Annotated in this window: 17 protein-coding genes and 1 pseudogene; 12 read left to right on the top strand and 6 right to left on the bottom strand. The window is 73.7% G+C overall.

Annotated elements, in window-relative coordinates; translation table 11 throughout:
- Positions 1 to 16 precede the first annotated feature (16 nt).
- The 9 genes and pseudogenes from Sco07f_RS14540 (at position 17) to Sco07f_RS14500 (ending at position 11,549) form a co-directional block, all read left to right on the top strand.
- Positions 17 to 1,753, top strand: coding sequence for an NAD(P)/FAD-dependent oxidoreductase (locus Sco07f_RS14540; RefSeq protein WP_108988072.1), 1,737 nt, complete (start codon positions 17 to 19; stop codon positions 1,751 to 1,753).
- A 264-nt stretch (positions 1,754 to 2,017) separates the two neighbouring features.
- A pseudogene (locus Sco07f_RS14535) lies at positions 2,018 to 3,094 on the top strand (ATP-binding protein); the annotation flags it as partial.
- Entirely contained in the window at positions 3,091 to 3,444 is a 354-nt protein-coding gene (locus Sco07f_RS14530) for a UBP-type zinc finger domain-containing protein (protein ID WP_007446646.1), read from the top strand. The pseudogene Sco07f_RS14535 and the gene Sco07f_RS14530, both read left to right, overlap by 4 nt.
- A 65-nt stretch (positions 3,445 to 3,509) precedes the next feature.
- Complete coding sequence (locus Sco07f_RS14525; RefSeq protein ID WP_108988071.1) at positions 3,510 to 6,476, top strand: helix-turn-helix transcriptional regulator; 2,967 nt, start codon at positions 3,510 to 3,512, stop codon at positions 6,474 to 6,476.
- Positions 6,477 to 6,529: 53 nt separating this feature from the next.
- Positions 6,530 to 7,207: an AIM24 family protein gene (locus Sco07f_RS14520; protein ID WP_054100103.1), complete on the top strand. Its 678-nt coding sequence runs from the start codon at positions 6,530 to 6,532 to the stop codon at positions 7,205 to 7,207.
- Positions 7,208 to 7,303: 96 nt separating this feature from the next.
- Complete coding sequence (locus Sco07f_RS14515) at positions 7,304 to 8,263, top strand: threonine/serine dehydratase family protein (RefSeq protein WP_087792360.1); 960 nt, start codon at positions 7,304 to 7,306, stop codon at positions 8,261 to 8,263.
- Between the two features lie 133 nt (positions 8,264 to 8,396).
- On the top strand, positions 8,397 to 9,992 hold the full coding sequence (locus tag Sco07f_RS14510) for a serine/threonine protein kinase (RefSeq protein ID WP_108988070.1): 1,596 nt from the start codon (positions 8,397 to 8,399) through the stop codon (positions 9,990 to 9,992).
- Positions 9,993 to 10,049: 57 nt separating this feature from the next.
- The gene (locus tag Sco07f_RS14505; RefSeq protein ID WP_108988069.1) at positions 10,050 to 11,027 is read left to right on the top strand and encodes an LLM class F420-dependent oxidoreductase; all 978 of its coding nucleotides are present in this window, start codon (positions 10,050 to 10,052) and stop codon (positions 11,025 to 11,027) included.
- 93 nt (positions 11,028 to 11,120) lie between these two features.
- Complete coding sequence (locus Sco07f_RS14500; protein WP_007446685.1) at positions 11,121 to 11,549, top strand: SsgA family sporulation/cell division regulator; 429 nt, start codon at positions 11,121 to 11,123, stop codon at positions 11,547 to 11,549.
- Positions 11,550 to 11,584: 35 nt separating this feature from the next.
- On the opposite strand, the gene Sco07f_RS14495 is transcribed toward Sco07f_RS14500, so the two are convergent.
- Positions 11,585 to 12,010 (bottom strand): DUF6328 family protein, encoded by a 426-nt coding sequence (locus tag Sco07f_RS14495; RefSeq protein ID WP_373558698.1) that lies wholly within the window; start codon positions 12,008 to 12,010, stop codon positions 11,585 to 11,587.
- Between the two features lie 242 nt (positions 12,011 to 12,252).
- Between Sco07f_RS14495 and Sco07f_RS14490 the strand changes: the two genes are divergently transcribed.
- Positions 12,253 to 12,594 (top strand): hypothetical protein, encoded by a 342-nt coding sequence (locus Sco07f_RS14490; RefSeq protein WP_007446686.1) that lies wholly within the window; start codon positions 12,253 to 12,255, stop codon positions 12,592 to 12,594.
- Between the two features lie 18 nt (positions 12,595 to 12,612).
- Here Sco07f_RS14490 and Sco07f_RS14485 read toward each other — a convergent pair whose 3' ends face one another.
- The 5 genes from Sco07f_RS14485 to Sco07f_RS14465 all read right to left on the bottom strand — a co-directional run bounded on the left by Sco07f_RS14485 (position 12,613) and on the right by Sco07f_RS14465 (position 17,061).
- Positions 12,613 to 13,596 carry an aldo/keto reductase gene (locus Sco07f_RS14485; protein ID WP_007446669.1) on the bottom strand — a complete coding sequence of 328 codons (984 nt, stop codon included), beginning with the start codon at positions 13,594 to 13,596 and terminating at the stop codon, positions 12,613 to 12,615.
- Positions 13,597 to 13,608: 12 nt separating this feature from the next.
- A complete protein-coding gene (locus Sco07f_RS14480) occupies positions 13,609 to 14,877 on the bottom strand; it encodes an FAD-dependent monooxygenase (RefSeq protein ID WP_042825646.1) in 1,269 nt (422 codons plus the stop codon).
- 91 nt (positions 14,878 to 14,968) lie between these two features.
- Positions 14,969 to 15,673 (bottom strand): ribonuclease H family protein, encoded by a 705-nt coding sequence (locus Sco07f_RS14475; RefSeq protein ID WP_007446672.1) that lies wholly within the window; start codon positions 15,671 to 15,673, stop codon positions 14,969 to 14,971.
- Between the two features lie 31 nt (positions 15,674 to 15,704).
- Positions 15,705 to 16,502, bottom strand: coding sequence for a VOC family protein (locus Sco07f_RS14470; protein ID WP_007446674.1), 798 nt, complete (start codon positions 16,500 to 16,502; stop codon positions 15,705 to 15,707).
- A 76-nt stretch (positions 16,503 to 16,578) separates the two neighbouring features.
- Positions 16,579 to 17,061 (bottom strand): VOC family protein, encoded by a 483-nt coding sequence (locus Sco07f_RS14465; RefSeq protein ID WP_108988068.1) that lies wholly within the window; start codon positions 17,059 to 17,061, stop codon positions 16,579 to 16,581.
- Positions 17,062 to 17,272: 211 nt separating this feature from the next.
- On the opposite strand from Sco07f_RS14465, the gene Sco07f_RS14460 reads away from it, so the two are divergent.
- Both Sco07f_RS14460 and Sco07f_RS14455 read left to right on the top strand, forming a co-directional pair.
- Positions 17,273 to 17,926 carry an ATP-dependent Clp protease proteolytic subunit gene (locus Sco07f_RS14460; protein WP_007446688.1) on the top strand — a complete coding sequence of 218 codons (654 nt, stop codon included), beginning with the start codon at positions 17,273 to 17,275 and terminating at the stop codon, positions 17,924 to 17,926.
- Between the two features lies 1 nt (position 17,927).
- The gene (locus Sco07f_RS14455) at positions 17,928 to 18,530 is read left to right on the top strand and encodes a ClpP family protease (protein ID WP_054100107.1); all 603 of its coding nucleotides are present in this window, start codon (positions 17,928 to 17,930) and stop codon (positions 18,528 to 18,530) included.
- The last annotated feature ends 29 nt before the right edge of the window (positions 18,531 to 18,559 follow it).

Genomic DNA, 18,559 nt, shown 5'->3' with positions numbered 1-18,559 from the left:
TCGACGTGGGGGACGTATGGCACAGGCCGACGGGGAGACACGGACCGTCATCATGACCGTGGACGACGATCCGGGGGTCTCCCGCGCCGTCGCCCGCGACCTGCGGCGGCGCTACGGCGCCACGTACCGGATCGTGCGCGCGGAGTCCGGCGAGTCGGCGCTCGACGCGCTGCGTGAACTGAAGCTGCGCGGCGACCTGGTGGCCGTCATCCTCGCCGACTACCGGATGCCGCAGATGAACGGCATCGAGTTCCTCGAACAGGCCCTGGACGTGTACCCGGGCGCCCGGCGGGTGCTGCTGACGGCGTACGCGGACACCAACGCGGCGATCGACGCGATCAACGTCGTCGACCTGGACCACTACCTGCTCAAGCCCTGGGACCCGCCCGAGGAGAAGCTCTACCCGGTCCTGGACGACCTGCTCCAGGCCTGGCGCACCGGCGACCACCGGCCGGTGCCCAGCACCAAGGTCGTCGGGCACCGCTGGTCGGCGCGGTCCTCGGAGGTCCGGGAGTTCCTGGCCCGCAACCAGGTGCCGTACCGCTGGTACTCCGCCGACGAGCCGGAGGGGCGGCGGCTGCTGTCGGCGGCCGGGCAGGACGGGCAGCGCCTGCCGGTGGTGGTCACGCCGGACGGGACCCCGCTGGTGGAGCCGGAGGCGCCCGAGCTGGCGGCCCGGGTGGGTCTGGCGACCACGCCGACGGCCGACTTCTACGACCTGGTGGTGATCGGCGGCGGTCCGGCCGGACTGGGCGCGGCCGTGTACGGGGCGTCGGAAGGGCTGCGCACGGTACTGGTGGAGCGGTCGGCGACCGGGGGCCAGGCCGGGCAGAGCTCGCGCATCGAGAACTACCTGGGCTTCCCCGACGGCGTCTCCGGCGGCCAGCTCACCGAGCGGGCCCGGCGGCAGGCGGCGAAGTTCGGCGCCGAGATCCTCACCGCGCGCGAGGTGACGGGCCTGGAGGCGAACGGCGCGGCGCGGGTGGTCCGGTTCTCGGACGGCTCGGCGATCGCCGCGCACAGCGTCATCCTGGCGACCGGCGTGTCCTACCGGCAGCTGACCGCGCCGGGCACCGAGGACCTGGCCGGCTGCGGGGTGTTCTACGGCTCGGCGCTGACCGAGGCGGCCTCCTGCCAGGGCCACGACGTGTACATCGTCGGCGGCGCCAACTCGGCCGGGCAGGCGGCGATGTACCTGGCCCGGGGCGCCAAGTCGGTGACGCTGCTGGTACGCGGCGGCTCCCTGGAGGCGTCGATGTCGTACTACCTGATCCAGCAGATCGAGGAGACGCCCAACATCCGGGTGCGCTGCTCCACCCTCGTCGAGAGCGCGCACGGCGACGGCCACCTGGAGCGGCTCACCCTGCGCGACGCGGTCGGCGGCGCCACCGAACTCGTCGACGCGCAGTGGCTGTTCGTGTTCATCGGCGCGGCCCCGCTGACCGACTGGCTGGACGGCACCGTGCTCCGCGACGAGCGGGGCTTCATCCTCGCCGGGCCGGATCTGACCCCCGACGGGCGGCCGCCGGCCGACTGGGAGCTGGACCGGCCGCCGTACCACCTGGAGACCAGCGTCCCGGGCGTGTTCGTGGCGGGCGACGCCCGCGCGGAGTTCTCCACGCGGGCATGTCCGCCCACCGTACCTGGAGCAGTCTTGAATCCTCGCCCGGCTGAAGCAGGGAGATTCCTGGCTCACGCTGCCTGTGGATCAGCGATCCGGCAGGTCTTCCACGATCAATACCAGCCGGGTTGAAACCAGCCCGGTTTTGTACAGCAAGGAAAGGCATGCGCTGTCTTGGCTCTCGATCAGCACGATGTACGCGCTTGGTTCTCGCAACGCACGGCATGCAGCCTACTCGGTCAAACGGACCGCGTTGCGACTTCGAGGAAACTTCCGTTTGCCACCTGCAGCACGGGAGGCCGGCTGCACCGCGAGCGGGAGGCGTCCACTCGCCACGCGAGAGATGGGCGCCATGTTCCTGTTCGGGAAGCTCACCCCGGAGCGGCTTGGACGGAGGAGAACACCCAGCGCACCATCGGCCAGCGCGAGCGGCTGCTGGCGCCGGGGTCGCTGTCCGCCGGTCTCACACACGAGCTGAACAACCCGGCGGCGGCCGCGGTGCGGGCCACCTCGACGCTGCGGGAGCGGGTGGCGAAGATGCGGCACAAGCTCGCCGTGATCGCCGAGGGCCCGTTCTCCCGCGACGCGCTGGCGGGGCTCGTCGAGATCCAGGAGCGCACGGCGGAGCGGGTCGCCAAGGCGCCCTCGCTCAGTCCGCTGGAGGCCGCCGACCGGGAGGACGAGCTCGGCGACTGGCTGGCCGACCACGGCATCGAGCACGGCTGGCAGCTCGCGCCGACCTTCGTGCAGGCCGGTCTCGACACCGGGTGGCTGGAGCAGGTCGCGGCGGCCGTGGACGCGGAGATCCTGCCGGGAGCGGTCGGCTGGCTCAACTACACGGTCGAGACCGAGCTGCTGATGAACGAGATCGCGGACTCCACCGCCCGCATCTCCCACCTGGTGGACGCGGCCAAGCAGTACGCGCAGCTGGACCGGGCGCCCTACCGGACGGTCGACGTGCACGAACTGCTCGACAGCACCCTGCTGATGCTCTCCGGCAAGATCGGCCCGCGGATCGGGGTCGTCAAGGAGTACGACCGTACGGTGCCCGGGATCCCGGCGTACCCGGCGGAGCTGAACCAGGTGTGGACCAATCTGATCGACAACGCCGTCGCCGCGGTGAACGACGCGGGCGGCGAGGGGACGCTGACCGTGCGGACGGCGCTGCACCACGACCGGCTGCTGGTGGAGTTCCGCGACACCGGCACCGGGGTCGCCCCGGAGATCCGGGAGCGCATCTTCGACCCGTTCTTCACCACCAAGCCGGTGGGCGAGGGCACCGGGCTCGGCCTGGACATCTCCTGGCGGATCGTGGTCGACAAGCACCACGGCGGCCTCCACGTCGAGTCCGAGCCGGGCGACACCCGTTTCCAGGTGCTCCTCCCGCTCACCGCCACGGAATCCGACACCGCCGAACCCGGAGAGGCGACCGACCCGACCGACCTCACCGATCCGACCGAGGAGCCGGTATGACCAGCGACACCGGAATCGACCCCACCGTCCCGCCGAGCGGCACCGGCTGCGCCGAGTGCGACGCGGCCGGCGGCTGGTGGTTCCACCTGCGGCGCTGCGCGAGCTGCGGCCACGTCGGGTGCTGCGACAGCTCCCCCGGACAGCACGCGACCGGACACTACCGGTCCACCGGGCACCCGATGGTGCAGAGCTACGAGCCGGGCGAGGACTGGTACTGGGACTACGCGGCCAACGAGGTCCGCGCGTCGGGCCCGGACCTCGCCCCGCCGGGCAGCCACCCGGACGACCAGCCGTCACCGGGCCCGGCGGGCCGGGTCCCGGCGAACTGGGCGGCCACCCTCCACCGCTGACCCGGCAGCGGGCCCGCGGCCGGGCCACGAAACCGGGAGGCCCGTGGTCCGGCCCGCGTGTCAGGATGGGCGGCGTGCCGCAGACCTCACTCACCAGTCCGCTCGTCGGCCGCGAGGACGAACTCGCGCGTCTCACCGGCGTACTGGAGCGCGCCCGCGCCGGCGAGGCCCGTGCGGTGCTCGTCGCCGGGGACGCGGGCGTCGGCAAGACCCGGACCCTGGACGAGGTCGCCGGGCGGGCCGCCGCGGCCGGGACGACCGTGCTCACGGGGCACTGCGTGGACCTGGGCGACGTGGGCCTGCCGTATCTGCCGTTCACCGAGATCCTGGGCGTGCTGGCCGCCGACGAGCGGTTCGCCGCCGTGCTGGCCGGGCATCCGGTCGCCGACCGGCTGCTCGGCGGCGGCCCGGACGACGGGACCGACGCCGCGCCCTCGCGGCTCAGGCTCTTCGAGGGCGTGGCCGCGCTCCTGACCGAGCTGGCGGACGTCGCGCCGCTGCTGCTGGTCCTGGAGGACCTGCACTGGGCCGACCAGTCCTCCCGGGACCTGCTGAGGTTCCTGCTCAGCCGTGGGGTCCTGCAACGGCCGGCGGGCGGGACGCCCGGCCACCGGCTCGCGCTGTTCGCCTCGTACCGCGCGGACGACCTGCACCGCCGCCATCCGCTGCGCCCGCTGCTGGCCGAGCTGGTGCGGCTGCCCGGTGTGGAGCGGCTGGAGCTGCGGCCGCTGCCGGACGCCGACGTGGCCCGGCTGGTGCGCTCGCTGCGGCAGCGGCCGTTGCCGGACACCACCGTGCACCGGATCGTGGAGCGGGCCGAGGGCAACGCCTTCTACGCCGAGGAACTGGTCGCGGCCACGGACGCGCCCGCCGTGGGCGTGCCCAGCGGGCTGGCCGACGTGCTGCTCATCCGGTTCGAGCAGCTGTCCGAGACCGCCCAGCAGGTGCTGCGCACCGCCGCCGTCGCCGGGCGCCGCGTGGGACACGGCCTGCTGCGGGACGCCGTCGGGCTGCCCGAGGAGGAACTGGAGTCGGCGCTGCGCGAGGCGGTGGAGCGGCAGTTGCTGGTCTCCGCCGACGGGGACACCTACTCCTTCCGGCACGCGCTCGCCCGGGAGGCGGTCTACGCCGATCTGCTGCCCGGTGAACGGGCCCGGCTGCACGGCGCGTTCGCCCGGCTGCTCGCCGGTCCCGACCGCCGGTCCGACAGCGCGGCCGAGCGCGCCCACCACTACCGCGAGAGCCACGACCTGCCCGAGGCGCTCGCCGCCTCCCTGGAGGCCGCCGACCACGCCCAGCGGGTCGGCGCGCCCGCCGAGGAACTGCGGCACGTCGAGGCGGCCCTGGACCTGTGGACGGCGGTCGACGCGTCCGCACGGCCCGCGGGCCCGCACGCGGTGACGCTCACGCTGCGTGCCTCGGCGGCCGCCGTGCACGCCGGTGAGCTGCACCGCGCGGTCTCCCTCACCCGGTCCGCGCTGGCCGGTCTCGGCCAGGACGCCGACCTGGAGCTGGCCGCCCGCGTCCGCTACACCCTCGCCGGCAATCTCCTGAGCGTCGACGACCTGGAGGCCGCGTACGCCCACAGCAGCGAGGCCCTGGCCCTGATCCCCGCCGACCCGCCCTCGTCGACGTGGGTGTGGGCGGCGGCCACGCATGTGACGACCGCCCGCCAGGTCGGGGAGAACGAGACGGCGCTGCGGGTGGCCCGCCGGGCGCTGCGGGTCGCCGAGGAGTTGGAGGTCACCGACGCCCGCGCCGATCTGCTGATCTCCCTGACGAGCCTGGAGGGCCACAACCGCGCCACCACGGCGGGCCGGGAGCGGCTCCTCGAGGCTCGCGAGCTGGCGCGGCGGGCGGGCAACGCGCCCGTGGAGCTGCGGGCGCTGTTCAACCTCGCCATCGGCTGCTTCGAGTCCGGCGACCTGGAGGAGTGCCTGCCCTGGGCGTCGGAGGGGCTGGACCGGGCCCGCCGCGCCGGGCTGCTGTCCTCGCCGTACCCGCGGGAGATGCGGTATCTGCGGCTGCTGGTGCGGTACACGCTGGGCCACTGGGACGAGGTGCTGCGGGAGTCCGCCGAGGAGGACACCGGTCAGGGGCCGGTCGTGGAGGGTCATGCCCTCGGGCCGGGGCTGTACGTGGCGCTGGCGCGCGGCGACTCCGGTGTGGCCGACCGGGCCGCGGCCCTGCTGGAGGGGCCGTTCGACTGGATGGCGCGGATGGTCGCGGCCGTGGTGCTGACCGACGCGGCGGCGCTGCGCGGGGACCCGGAGGACGCCGTGCGGTGGATGCGGTCCAGCGTGGAGGCGCTCACCGAGGCGGGCACGCGGCCCACCGTGACCCTCCGGCTGGCCGCCCTCGCGCTGTCCGCGGTCGCCGACGCCGTGGCCGAGTCGCGCCGCGCCTCGGACGCGGCGGGTGTGGCCCGCTGGACGGACACGGCGGCCGAACTGCTGGCCGACGCCCGCTGGTCCGCGGCGCACGGCTACGACGACGCCCCGCAGGGCCCGGAGGGCCGGGCGTGGCTGGCGCGCGCGGAGGCCGAGTGGTCCCGGGTCGCCGGGCCCGTTCCGGACCCGGCGGCCTGGGAGAAGGCGGTGGCCGCCTTCACGTACGGCGACGCCTACGAACGGGCGCGGTGCCGGCTGCGGCTGGCCGAGGCCCTGCTGGCCGCCGGCCGCCGCGAGGACGCGGCCGCGGAGGCCGACGCGGTACGCGGGGAGGCCGACCGGCTCGGCGCCACGGTGCTGCGCGAACGGCTCGACGACCTCGTCCGCCGCGGCCGCCTCACGGGCACGGCGCCGGCCGGGCCGGGCGCCGCCGTGCTGACCGCCCGCGAGCGGGACGTCCTGCGGCTGCTCGCCCTGGGCCACAGCAACCGGCGGATCGGCGAGGAGCTGTTCATCAGCGCCAAGACGGCGAGCGTCCACGTGTCCAACATCCTCGCCAAGCTCGACGCGGCGAGCCGCACGGAGGCGGTGGCGGTCGCCCACCGGCAGGGGCTGGTCGCACCGGAGCACAGCTCGTCGTAGTCCGGCCGCACCGGATCTTGGCGGAACGGAACGCTCCGGGCCACGATGCCGTCATGAAGGGTGACCTCTTTTCCAGCGAGCACATGGTGCGGCCCGCCACGGCGCCGGGCATGACCGTCGAGAACGCCAAGTGCATCCGGTACGCGGTGAACGGCGAGATGCTCGCCAGACAGGGCGCGATGATCGCCTACCGGGGCAGTCTGCAGTTCGAGCGCAAGGGCCAGGGCGTGGGCGGCATGCTCAAGCGCGCGGTCACCGGGGAGGGTCTGCCGCTGATGGCGGTGCGCGGACAGGGCGAGGCCTGGTTCGCGAACGAGGCCCAGAACTGCTTCGTCGTCGAGGTCGAGCCCGGCGACGAGTTCACGGTCAACGGCCGCAACGTCCTGTGCTTCGACGTGTCGTTGTCGTACCGCATCGCCACCGTGAAGGGCGCGGGCATCGCCGGCGGCGGACTGTTCAACAGCGTCTTCACCGGGCACGGCAGGCTGGGCCTGGTGTGCGAGGGCGACCCGCTGGTCATTCCGGTCTCGCACCAGTACCCGGTGTACGTGGACACGGACGCGGTCGTCGGCTGGTCCGCGGGGCTGGCGACCTCCCTGCACCGTTCGCAGTCCATCGGCTCGATGCTGCGCGGCGGTTCGGGCGAGGCGGTCCAGCTGGTGCTCCAGGGCGAGGGCTTCGTCGTCGTACGGCCGAGCGAGGCGGCGCCGCAGAAGACGCAGCAGCACTGAGCCGGCCCTGTGCCGGCGACTTGTTGACCTTGGGGGGCTCGCGCGAAAGGCTGCGTACGGGCGCGGATCACCGCCCGCGCCGGAAGGAAGACTGCCTTGATCGCGATCACGGAGATCGAAGCCGCGGCCGAGCGGATCGCCGGACACGTCGTACGCACCCCGACCGTGCCGAGCCCGGGGCTGTCCGCGCTGCTCGGCGTCCCGGTCACCGCGAAGCTGGAGCTGCTCCAGCGCACCGGCTCGTTCAAGGCGCGCGGCGCGACGGCGAAGCTGCTGTCGCTGACCGACGCCGAGCGGGCCGCCGGTGTCGTCGCGGTCAGCGGCGGCAACCACGGCATCGCGGTGGCGGTGATGGCCGCGGCCCTGGACGTGAAGGCCACGGTGGTCATGCCGCGTACGGCGCCGGCCCGTTCGGTGGAGATCGCCGAGGAGGCGGGCGCCGTCGTACGGCTCACCGACGGCATGGACAGTGCCTTCGCGCTCGTCACCCGGCTCCGGGAGGAGGGGCTGACCCTGGTCCACCCCTTCGACGACCCCGTGGTGGTCGCGGGCCAGGGCACCGTGGGACTGGAGTTCGCCGAGGACGCCCCGGACCTCACCGACGTGCTGGTGAGCATCGGGGGCGGCGGGCTGATCGCGGGCGTGGCGGCGGCGCTGCGGGCGCTGCGGCCAGGGGTGCGGGTCTGGGGCGTGGAGACCGAGGGCGCCGAGGCCATGTCACGGGCGCTGGCGGAGGGCGGGCCGCTCACGGTGCCGCTGTCGTCGGTCGTCACCACGCTCAGCGCGCCGTCCGTCTCGCGGCTGACGTACGACCATGTCGCGGAGCTGGTCACCGAGGTGCTGGTGGTGCCGGACGGGGAGGCGGTCCGGGGTTCGCTGGCGTTCGCCGAGCACGCCAAGGTGTGGACCGAACCGGCCGCCGGCTGTCTGCTGCCGGCGGCCCGGCGGGTGGTGGAGCGGGTCGGCGACGAGGCCCGGATCGGGCTCGTGGTGTGCGGCGGCAACGCCACGGTGGCCGACATGGCGGTGTGGGCGGACCGCTTCGGACTGCGCTGACGCCCGGGACGGCCCCGGGCCCGCCTTTTTGAAGAAGGGTCAGAAAGGGGCCGGTCGGGCGCCGGCGCTGAACGCACCCCGGTCCCCTCGACGTACCTCTGGTCAAGCCGAGAGCCGGCGGTGCGAACGAGGGATGGCCATGGGCAGGGCGCACGTCTCCCCACACGAGCTGGTCGCCGGACGCTACCGCCTGTTCGAGGTCGTCCAGCGCGAGACGAACCGTGTGTGCTGGTCCGGGGAGGACGCCACGACGGGACGTCCCTGCCTGGTCACGCGGATCGCGCTGCCGCAGGAGCGGTCCGGCGGGGCGGGCCGCCGGGCCCCGGACCGGGTGGTCCGCACCGCTGGGGCGATGGCCGCGCTGTGCCCCGGCCGGATCGCGGCGGTGCTGGACGCGGTGGTCGCGGACGGCACGCTGTGGACGGTGTCCGAATGGGTCGCCGGTGTTCCGCTCGGCGATCTCCTGGACCGCCGGGGCGCGTTCGGCCACGCCCGGGCCGCGCGCGTCGGTCTGGAGCTGCTCGCGGTGCTGGAGGCGGCGCACGCGCACGGCGTGACGCACGGCGAGCTGAGTCCGGGGCAGGTGTTCGTGCGCGAGGAGGGCTCCGTCGTCGTCACCGGCTTCGGGCTGGCGGGCGCCACCCTCGCGCCCCGGCTGACCGCACCCGCGTACGCCTCGCCCGAGCAGGCCCGCGACGAGCGGATCGGTCCCGCGGCCGACCTGTGGACGCTGGGCGCGATCCTCTACACGATGGTCGAGGGCCGTCCTCCGTTCCGTGACCGGGGCCGGCCCGAGGCGACGCTGAGGGGGGTCGACCGGCTGCCGCTGCGCACGCCGGTGCGTGCCGGGCCGCTCACCCAGGCCGTGCAGGGGCTGCTGCGCAAGAACTCCCGGGAGCGGCTGACCCGGCCCGTGGTGCGCGCGGCCCTCGCCCGGGCGCTGGCGGAGGACCCCGACGGGGCCGGGGGCGAGGTGCCCCGGACGGGGCCGCGCAGTGGGGACGCGGTCGCCCGGAAGACGGGTCGCGGCCGGTCGCGGCGGACCGTGGTCGCCGGGACGGCCCTGGCCGTCGTCGCGGTGACGGCCGCCGTCCTCACCGCCCTCGCCCTCACCGACGGGCGCCCAGGTGCGGATGACGGCGCCGAGGCGGGCGCCGGACGCCGCACCTCGGCCCCCGCCGTCCCGCCCACCGGCTCCGGACCCTCCTCCCCCGCGGGCGGGCCCGGCACCGGCACCTCACCCTCCGCGCCGGGTCCCTCCGCGCCGGCCGGGTTCCGCCGCTACGAGGCGCCGGAGGGCTTCTCCGTCGCCCTCCCCGAGGACTGGCGGCGGCTGGACACCTCCCGGGTGCCGGGCGGCGCCTACCGGGTGGTCTTCGGCGCGTCCGGCGACCCGCGCACCCTCGCCGTCACCTACAGCAGGCGCGCGGGCGACGACCCGGTGGCCGTCTGGCGGGACGACGTCGAGCCGGGCCTCGAACGCTCCGGCGGCTACCGGCGGATCGGCGCCATCCGCGCCACCACCTACCGGGGGCGCGAGGCGGCCGACATGGAGTGGCTGGCCCGGGGCGACGGCGCCCGGGTACGTACCTTCGGCCGCGGCTTCCTGCTCGGCGGGGGACGCAGCTTCTCGCTGCGGTGGACGACGCCGGCCGGCGACTGGGACGACAGCGCGAACGAGCGGGCGCTCGCCGCCTTCCTCGGAACGTTCCGGGAGGGCACGGCGTGACCCCTTCCGTCCCGTTTCCCCCTGTTTTCCCTCCGGCCGGGCGGGGACTCGGCCGCCATGGCACACATCGGATACACGATGATGACCGAGCAGGCCGGCCCGCGGGAACTCGTCGGCCATCTGGTGCGGGCCGAGGAGGTGGGGTTCGACTTCTCGGTGACCTCGGACCACTACTTCCCCTGGCTGCGCTCGCAGGGCCACGCGCCCTACGCCTGGAGCGTGCTGGGCGCCGCGGCGCAGGCGACCTCCCGCATCCCGCTGATGACCTACGTGACGTGTCCGACGTTCCGCTACCACCCGGCGGTGGTGGCGCAGAAGGCGGCGACGCTCCAGCTGCTGTCGGAGGGCCGGTTCCGGCTGGGTCTCGGCTCCGGAGAGAACCTCAACGAGCACGTGACGGGCGGCGGCTGGCCCTCGGTCGACGTACGGCACGAGATGCTCCGGGAAGCCGTGGAGATCATCCGGGCGCTGTTCCGGGGCGGCCATGTGAACCACCGCGGCACGCACTTCGACGTGGAGTCGGCCCGGCTGTGGGACCTGCCGGACAGTCCGCCGCCCATCGGCATCGCCGTCTCCGGGGAGCGCTCCTGCGAGCTGGCGGGCGAGTTGGCCGACCTGGTGATCGCCACCGAGCCGAAGGCGGGGCTGCTGGAGTCCTTCGGCCGGCACGGCGGCGAGGGCAAGCCGCGCGTGGGTCAGCTGCCCGTCTCCTACGATCCCGACCGGGACACGGCGATCGAGCGGGCCCACTCCCAGTTCCGCTGGTTCGGCAGCGGCTGGAAGGTCAACTCCGAGCTGCCGCACCCGGACTCCTTCGACGCCGCCACCCAGTTCGTGACGCCCGACGACGTCGCCGATTCCATCCCGTGCGGTGACGACCCCGACGCCTTCGTGGCGGCCGTACGCCCGTACGTCGAGGCCGGGTTCACCGAGATCGCGCTGGTGCAGATCGGCGGCGACTCCCAACCCGCCTTCCTGGACTGGTCGGAGCGGACCCTGCTGCCCGCGCTGCGCGAGGCGTTCGGCCGCGACTGAAACCGGCGGGCGGGCGAATCACCCGAACGCCGGAGCATCTTGCCCGTGAAGCGGGTACTAGAGGGCTCTACGTCCGTCCCCCTGGAGGCTCTCGTGAACACCGTCGTGCACAAGACCATGGTCGTGCAGCTCCAGGCGGGCGACGCCGGCGACCGGTTCCCGGTCCTCGCCCACCTCGGTTACGACGCGGCGGACCCCTTCGCCCTCACCGTGGTCTTCAGCCACGACGGACGGGTGCTCGCCGAATGGGCGCTGGACCGGGAGATGGTCGGTGAGGGCCTCACCCGCCCGGTCGGGGTGGGCGACGTGCGGATGCGGCCCGAGTCGCGGGGCATGTGGGACGAGCTGCGCCTCGAACTGCTCGGCGACGACCGGGCCGACGGGGAGCGCCACCGCGCGGTGGTGTTCGTGTGGGCCGCGGCCGTCGAGGCGTTCCTGCGCGAGACGTACACGGTGGTCCGGCCCGGCGAGGAAGAGGTGCGCGCCGACGACTTCCTCGCCGAGCTGACCGCCGAGGGCTGAGGGGCCACCGGGCCCGGCCGCCGGGGCGCGCTGCCTCAGCGGGCCGTGTGGCGGTGCCGGGTCCACAGGGGGATCCCGAACCAGCACAGCAGGTACCAGAGCACCACGCCGGCGACCAGGTAGGGCACGAAGCCGTCGTGCGTCGCGACGCGCAGGATCAGCAGGAGCGAGCAGGCCGTCGTCGCGAGCAGCAGCACCAGGCCGAGCACCGTCAGCCGGGACGCCCATCGCACCGCCTGGGGTTTCACCCGCCGCCCGGAGACGAGGCGGTGCAGGGACACCGGTCCGATCAGGGCACCGGTCGTCACGGCACCGAGGACCACGGTGATCAGGTAGATCGTCTGATCGGTGTCCGAGAGGGTGTCGTACTTGGGCTGGAACACGACGGTGAGCAGGAAGCCGAACAGGATCTGCACGCCCATCTGCGCGACGCGGACCTCCTGGATCAGCTCCGTCCACATCCGGTCGGCCCGTTCCTCCTCGGTCTCGTTGCGCCCCCTGCGCCGGGTCTGTCCCCCGGCCGATCCCGAGTCCGAGTCCGAGTGCGTCACGTCTGCCTCCCGTCGACCGTCGCCTGCGTCCCCTTCCCTCTTCCCGGGATCCCCGTACTCAGGCGCAGGTCCGGCGGCGACACCCGGTTTGGGTGATCGGGGGGCGGTTACACGGGCCGGGACCCACCCGGGCGCGGCAAGGAAGGCGAAGGATGTCCGACACTCAGCTCACCGTGACGCTCGACGGCGGCGGCATCGACGACGCGCGGGCGATCGTCCACGCGCTGGAGGGCGTCTTCGGTGCCCCCGGCGACCTGCCCGCGGACGAGGGGGCGACGGTGCGCACCGCGACCTTCGACTCCCCGGACGCCCCGCGGGCCGCCGCCCCGGCAGCGGGCGGGGCGCTGTCCGGGCCGGTGACGGTCACCGTGCAGGGCACACCGCAGGCGGTGGAGGCGGCGAGCGAGACGCTGTCCCGTGCCTTCACCGCGCGCGACGAGGGAGCGGCCTCCGGCGACCAGGAGCGGGAACGGCAGTTGCTCCTGGTGCCGTGAGGCAGCGCCCGGGGCCGTCTACCAGCGGCCCTCCACCTGGTCCTTGACGCGCCGCTCGTAGAGGTCGCGGATCGCGGCGAGGGTGGCGTCGGACAGCTCCGGCAGCCGGGCGGCGTCCGTGTTGGCGCGGGCCTGCTCGGGCGAACGGGCGCCCGGGATCACGCTCGTCACGCCGGGCTGCTGGACGATCCAGCGCAGCGCGAGCTGGGCCGGGGTGTATCCCTCGGGGGCGAGCGCGGCGAACTCGGCGGCGGCCTCCACGCCGGTGGCGTAGTCGACGCCGGAGAAGGTCTCGCCCTGGTCGAAGGCCTCGCCGTGCCGGTTGAAGTTCCGGTGGTCGTTGGCCGCGAAGACGGTGTCCTTGGTGTACTTGCCGGTCAGCAGACCGGAGGCCAGCGGCACCCGGGCGATGATGCCGACGCCGGCCTCGCGGGCCGCGGGCAGGACCTCGCGCAGGGGCTTCATGCGGAACGGGTTGAGGATGATCTGGACGCCGGCCACGTTCGGCCGGGCGATCGCGGTCAGCGCCTCCTCGCACGTCTCGACGCTCACGCCGTACGCGGCGACGCGCTCCTCCTCGACGAGGGTGTCCAGGGCGTCGAACACCTCGTCGCTGGAGTAGACGGGCGTCGGCGGGCAGTGCAGCTGCACCAGGTCGAGCCGGTCGACGCCGAGATTGCGGCGGGAGCGGTCGTTCCACTCCCGGAAGTTGTCCAGGACGTAGTTCTGCGGGATCTGGTCGACCCGGCGGCCCATCTTGGTGGCGACCAGCACGTGCAGGTCGGGCCTGCTCGCCAGGAAGGTCGCGATGGTCTGCTCGCTGCGCCCGTCGCCGTAGACGTCCGCCGTGTCGAAGAAGGTCACCCCCGACTCGGCCGCCGCCTCCAGTACCGCGAGGGCTTCCTTGTCGTCGACGTCTCCCCAGTCGGCGCCCAGTTGCCAGGTGCCGAGGCCGATCACCGACGCGTGCTGATCCGACCTGCCGAAAGTGCGCTCGTCCATGGCGTCAGTCTGTCATCCGCGGCGCGCGGGCATCGCGTCGGGACGCCCGGAGCGGGCCCGGCCCTCGCCGGTCGCGAGCCTGCGCGCCTGGACCGTGCGCGCGACCACCGGCCCCAGGCGGCGCTTCGCCCGGCGCAGCGTCTCCAGCCGGCCGGCCGCCCGGTCGATCCGGTAGTACAGGCGGGGCGGGAGATACGGCAGCAGCGGCGAGTGGCGCTGGCCGAGCAGGGCGAACATCTGCTCCGGCGGCAGGCGGATGTAGCGGGGCAGGTTCTCGTACCACTGGGCGCTGAGCCGGGCCGCGCTCTGTGCCGGCAGCAGGGCCGTCCTGCGTTCGCGTTCGTAGTGGGCGAGGGCGTCCGGGAGGGGGAGGTCCGGCTCGCGCAGTGCGGTGGCCAGGGCCATGGCGTCCTCCAGGGCGAGCGTGGTGCCGGCGCCGACGGAGTAGTGCGTGGTGTGGGCCGCGTCGCCGAGCAGGACGAGGTTGCCGCGGGACCAGGTGCGGTTGGTGACGGTGCGGAAGACGGGCCAGGAGGCGCCGGCCCGGCCGGAGGAGCGCGCGGTGAGCGGATGGCCGTCCAGGACGTCGGCGAAGAGCTTCTCCAGCAGGACGAGCCCCTCGGCCTCGTCGGCCCGGTCCAGACCCAGGCCGGTCCAGGTCCCGGGCGCGCACTCGACGACGCAGGTGCTGCCCTCGGGGCCGTAGCCGTAGCCGTACGCCCAGATCCAGCCGTGGTCGGTCTCGGCGAAGGCGAAGGTGAAGGCGTCGAAGACCTTGGGGGTGCCGAGCCACACGTAGTGGTTGCGGCCGCCGGTGATCTCGGTGCCGAAGTGGCCGGCGTGCCGGCCGCGCAGGGCGCTGCCCGCGCCGTCGGCGGCCACCACGAGGTCGGCGGCGGGCGGGGCGGCGGCGGTGACCGGGTGCTCGTACTCCAGGTGTACGCCCAGTTCACGGGCGCGGGCGGCGAGGAGGGCGAGGAGGCGGTGGCGGCCGATGCCGAAGCCCTCGTCGCCGTGGTGCCGGGTGGCGAGGTCGCCGACGTGGGCGACGCCGTCGCGCCAGCGCACGGAGTGCTCCTCGACGGCGCGCGCGGAGTCGGGGTCGTGCTCCTGGAGCCGGTCGAGCAGTCCGCGCCAGTAGGTGACGCCCCAGCCGTAGGTGGAGCCCTCCGGGTCGCGTTCGTACACGGTGACGTCGTGGGTCGGGTCCTGCCGCTTCAGCAGGATCGACAGATACAGTCCGGCGGGCCCACCGCCGACGCAGGCGACCTTCACACACACCCCTGGTATGCACTCATAACGGTCATTCGGGACCGCAGGGTAACAAGGGGAAGGTGGCGGGCCGGTGCCACGCGGCCGTGGGCGGCGCGGATTATCCGGCGGCCACCGTGCGGCACTCCGGGTGGCCCCAGCCCTGGTCGTTCTTGGCGATGGACTCGCCGGCGGCGTACGAGCGGCCGCACAGGCAGCGTCCGGGGAACTTCGCCTTGATGGTGCGGGCCGAGGAGCCGCCGCTCTTGCGGGCCGTGCCGGACGAGCCCCGGCGCGGCGCCTTGCGGGCCGCGGGGACGTCCGGTGCGGGCGGCGGTTCCGGCGAGCCGAGACCGCTGCCCGCGGCTTCCTGCACGACGGCCGCCTGGCTGGCGGCGCGGTCGGCGAAGTCGTTGAGCTTGTCGCCGTCGACCTGGTGGGCGGGTACGTAGCGGAACTCGACCGAGCGGCCGTCGAGCAGCTCGTCGATGCGCACGACCAGCTCCTGGTTGGCGACCGGCTTACCGGCGGCCGTCTTCCAGCCGTTGCGTTTCCAGCCGGGCAGCCAGGTGGTGACGGCCTTCATGGCGTACTGCGAGTCCATGCGGACCTCGAGCGGCACGCCGGGGTCGGTCGACGCCAGCAGGCGTTCCAGCGCCGTCAGTTCGGCGATGTTGTTGGTGGCCCTGCCGAGCGGGCCGGCCTCCCAGCGGACCGGGGTCTCCGACGCGTCGGCCACCACCCAGGCCCAGCCGGCCGGGCCCGGGTTTCCCTTCGAAGCCCCGTCGCACGCGGCCACTACACGTTCACGCATGCGCTCGATCATGCCATGGCCCGGCGGGGTGTCCGGACGGGGTTCAGGAGGCGTCCGTGACCTTGGGCATCTCCCCCTCGGCGGTCGTGACGTCGATCACCGAGAAGGCCGCGCCCTGCGGGTCGCTCAGCGCCGCGAACCGGCCGAAGGGGGTCGTGACCGGACCGAACCGCAGGATGCCGCCCCGTTCCGTGGCGCGGGCCACGGCGTCGTCGCAGTCCTCGACCGTGAAGTAGACGTTGATGTAGGGCGGGACCTCGGGCGGGAAGTCCTCCGTCATGGCCATGCGGCCCAGGACGGGGTCGTCACCGAGGTCGAAGAGGCGGAAGTCCACCTGGTCGTCCTGCATCTGCTGGGCGCGGTAGGAGAAGACCGCGGGGAAGAAGGCGTCCGACTTCGCGGGCTCGCGGGTGAAGACCTCGGCCCAGCAGTAGGCGCCGGGCACGGCCGTCGCCTCGAAGCCCTGGTGCCGGTCGCCCTGCCAGACGCCGAAGACGACGCCGCTCGGGTCGCGGGCCAGGCACATGGTGCCGAAGTCGCCGACCCGCATCGGCTCGAGGAGCAGCTCGCCGCCGGCCTCGCGGATCCGGCCGGCGGCCGCCGCCGCGTCCGGGGAGGCGAGGTAGAGGCACCACTGCGACTGGTCCTCCTGACCGGGCGCGGGCGGGACCACGGCGGCCACCGCCTTGCCGTTCGCGTAGCACTGCGTGTAGTTGCCGAACTCCGACGACGACTCGCCGAAGGTCCAGCCCAGGACGTCGCCGTAGAAGCGCTTGGCTCCCTCGACGTCGGTGAACATCGCGTCGGCCCAGCAAGGGGCCCCTTCGGGTGGCACGGCCATGGCTGCCGCCTCCTGTGCGAACGTGCGGGTGAACGGGGGTCGGGTGGGGTGGGGTGGGGTGGCGGTCGGGTGCGGGTCACTCCCCGGCGTACGCCCGCTCCAGCTCGGCGATGTCGAGCTTGCCCATCGACATCATGGCCTTGTTGGCGCGCGCCACCCTGGCGGGATCGGGGTCTCGGAACATCTCCTCGAGCCGGCTCGGCACGACCTGCCAGGACACTCCGAACCGGTCCTTGAGCCAGCCGCAGGGGCCGCCCTCGCCGCCGCCCTCGGTGAGCGCGGTCCAGTAGTGGTCGACCTCGTCCTGGTCCTCGCAGGTGATCTGGAAGGAGACCGCCTCGTTGAACGTGAACTGCGGGCCGCCGTTGAGGCCCACGAACTTCTGGCCGTTGGCGGTGAACTCGACGGTGAGTACCGACCCGGCGGGCTGTGGTGCTCCCTCGGGGTAGTGGGTGACGGCGCCGATGCCGGAGTTCTTGAAGACGGAGACGTAGAAGTGGGCGGCGTCCTCGGCCTCGCCGTCGAACCACAGGCACGTGGTGAATCCGTCGGTGCTCATGACTACCTCCTGGGGGCGGAACACGGTCACCACTGTCGACCGGCGCGGGCCGCGGAACTCATCGCTCTGCCGTCGGCGAATCTGCCGCGGGCAGAGAAACCCCCGGCGGGGCCCGGGGCGGGCCGAGAGTGGAGGAATCGCGGCACGTCCGGCCGCGCACCACTCCCACCAGCCCCCTTCAGGACTGGTCACGACTCGACAAGGAGCGCCGATGTCTCCACTCTTCACCGGCCCGGCCCCGGCCGCATCCCCCAGGGCCGAGGACGGCGACACCCCCGCGACCCGGTTCGACGACCGGCTCGCCGAGCAGTTGCTCGACCAGCGGATCGTGCTGCTGGGCACGCAGGTCGACGAGGTCTCCGCGAACCGGGTCTGCGCCCAGTTGCTCATCCTGTCCGCGCAGGACCCGCGCACCGACATCAGCCTGTACGTCAACAGTCCCGGCGGCTCCGTGCACGCGGGACTCGCCATCTACGACACCATGCGGCTGATCCCCAACGACGTCTCGACGCTCGCCATGGGGTTCGCCGCCAGCATGGGGCAGTTCCTCCTGAGCGTCGGCACGGCGGGCAAGCGCTACGCGCTGCCGAACGCGCGGATCATGATGCACCAGCCGTCGGCGGGCATCGGCGGCACCACCGCCGACATCGAGATCCAGGCGGACAACCTGGACTTCACCAAGCGGACCATCGAGCGGATCACCGCCGAGCACACCGGTCAGAGCCCCGAGACCATCTCCCGGGACGGCGACCGCGACCGCTGGTTCACGGCCGAGGAGGCCAGGGAGTACGGAATGGTGGACCGGGTCGTGCAGTCCCTCGAGGATGTGCGCCCGGCCGCCGCCAAGCGACGGATGGGGCTGTGACATGGGGAGCTACACGATTCCGAACGTCGTCGAGCGGACCCCGCAGGGCGAGCGGTCCTACGACGTGTTCAGCCGGCTCCTGTCGGAGCGGATCATCTTCCTGGGGACCGAGATCGACGACGGCGTGGCCAACGTCGTGATCGCGCAGCTCCTGCATCTGGAGTCGTCGGCCCCGGAGAGCGAGATCGCGATCTACATCAACTCCCCCGGCGGCTCGTTCACGTCGCTCATGGCGATCTACGACACGATGACCTTCGTCCAGGCCCCGATCTCGACGTTCTGCGTCGGGCAGGCGGCGTCCACGGCGGCCGTGCTGCTGGCGGGCGGGGACCCCGGGCGGCGGTTCGCGCTGGAGCACGCGCGGGTCCTGCTGGGGCAGCCGGCCAGCGGCGGACGGCAGGGCACGGTCTCCGACCTGGCGCTCCAGGCCAAGGAGATGGTGCGGATCCGCTCCCAGGTGGAGGAGGTGCTGGCCCGCCACACCCACCACGACGTCGCGACACTGCGCGCGGACATGGACCGCGACAAGGTGTTCACCGCCGAGGAGGCGGTGGCGTACGGGCTGGCCGACGAGGTGCTCGCCCGGCGCCTGGCGAGGGTGTGAGCCGCCGGGCCGGTGCCCCGCTCCCGGCG

This window comes from Streptomyces coelicoflavus (genome assembly GCF_003112555.1).
Lineage (GTDB): Bacteria > Actinomycetota > Actinomycetes > Streptomycetales > Streptomycetaceae > Streptomyces > Streptomyces coelicoflavus.
Note: the sequence above shows the minus strand (reverse complement) of the source record. Positions and strands in the feature narration are given on the sequence as shown.

Excerpts from the sequence above, each read along its gene's own strand:
- Sco07f_RS14540 (WP_108988072.1), top strand. The coding sequence starts at position 17 with ATGGCACAGGCCGACGGGGAGACACGGACCGTCATCATGACCGTGGAC.
- Sco07f_RS14530 (WP_007446646.1), top strand. The coding sequence starts at position 3,091 with ATGACCAGCGACACCGGAATCGACCCCACCGTCCCGCCGAGCGGCACC.
- Sco07f_RS14525 (WP_108988071.1), top strand. The coding sequence starts at position 3,510 with ATGGGCGGCGTGCCGCAGACCTCACTCACCAGTCCGCTCGTCGGCCGC.
- Sco07f_RS14520 (WP_054100103.1), top strand. The coding sequence starts at position 6,530 with ATGAAGGGTGACCTCTTTTCCAGCGAGCACATGGTGCGGCCCGCCACG.
- Sco07f_RS14510 (WP_108988070.1), top strand. The coding sequence starts at position 8,397 with ATGGCCATGGGCAGGGCGCACGTCTCCCCACACGAGCTGGTCGCCGGA.
- Sco07f_RS14505 (WP_108988069.1), top strand. The coding sequence starts at position 10,050 with ATGGCACACATCGGATACACGATGATGACCGAGCAGGCCGGCCCGCGG.
- Sco07f_RS14495 (WP_373558698.1), bottom strand. The coding sequence starts at position 12,010 with ATGTGGACGGAGCTGATCCAGGAGGTCCGCGTCGCGCAGATGGGCGTG.
- Sco07f_RS14490 (WP_007446686.1), top strand. The coding sequence starts at position 12,253 with ATGTCCGACACTCAGCTCACCGTGACGCTCGACGGCGGCGGCATCGAC.
- Sco07f_RS14485 (WP_007446669.1), bottom strand. The coding sequence starts at position 13,596 with ATGGACGAGCGCACTTTCGGCAGGTCGGATCAGCACGCGTCGGTGATC.
- Sco07f_RS14475 (WP_007446672.1), bottom strand. The coding sequence starts at position 15,673 with ATGATCGAGCGCATGCGTGAACGTGTAGTGGCCGCGTGCGACGGGGCT.
- Sco07f_RS14470 (WP_007446674.1), bottom strand. The coding sequence starts at position 16,502 with ATGGCCGTGCCACCCGAAGGGGCCCCTTGCTGGGCCGACGCGATGTTC.
- Sco07f_RS14465 (WP_108988068.1), bottom strand. The coding sequence starts at position 17,061 with ATGAGCACCGACGGATTCACCACGTGCCTGTGGTTCGACGGCGAGGCC.
- Sco07f_RS14460 (WP_007446688.1), top strand. The coding sequence starts at position 17,273 with ATGTCTCCACTCTTCACCGGCCCGGCCCCGGCCGCATCCCCCAGGGCC.
- Sco07f_RS14455 (WP_054100107.1), top strand. The coding sequence starts at position 17,928 with ATGGGGAGCTACACGATTCCGAACGTCGTCGAGCGGACCCCGCAGGGC.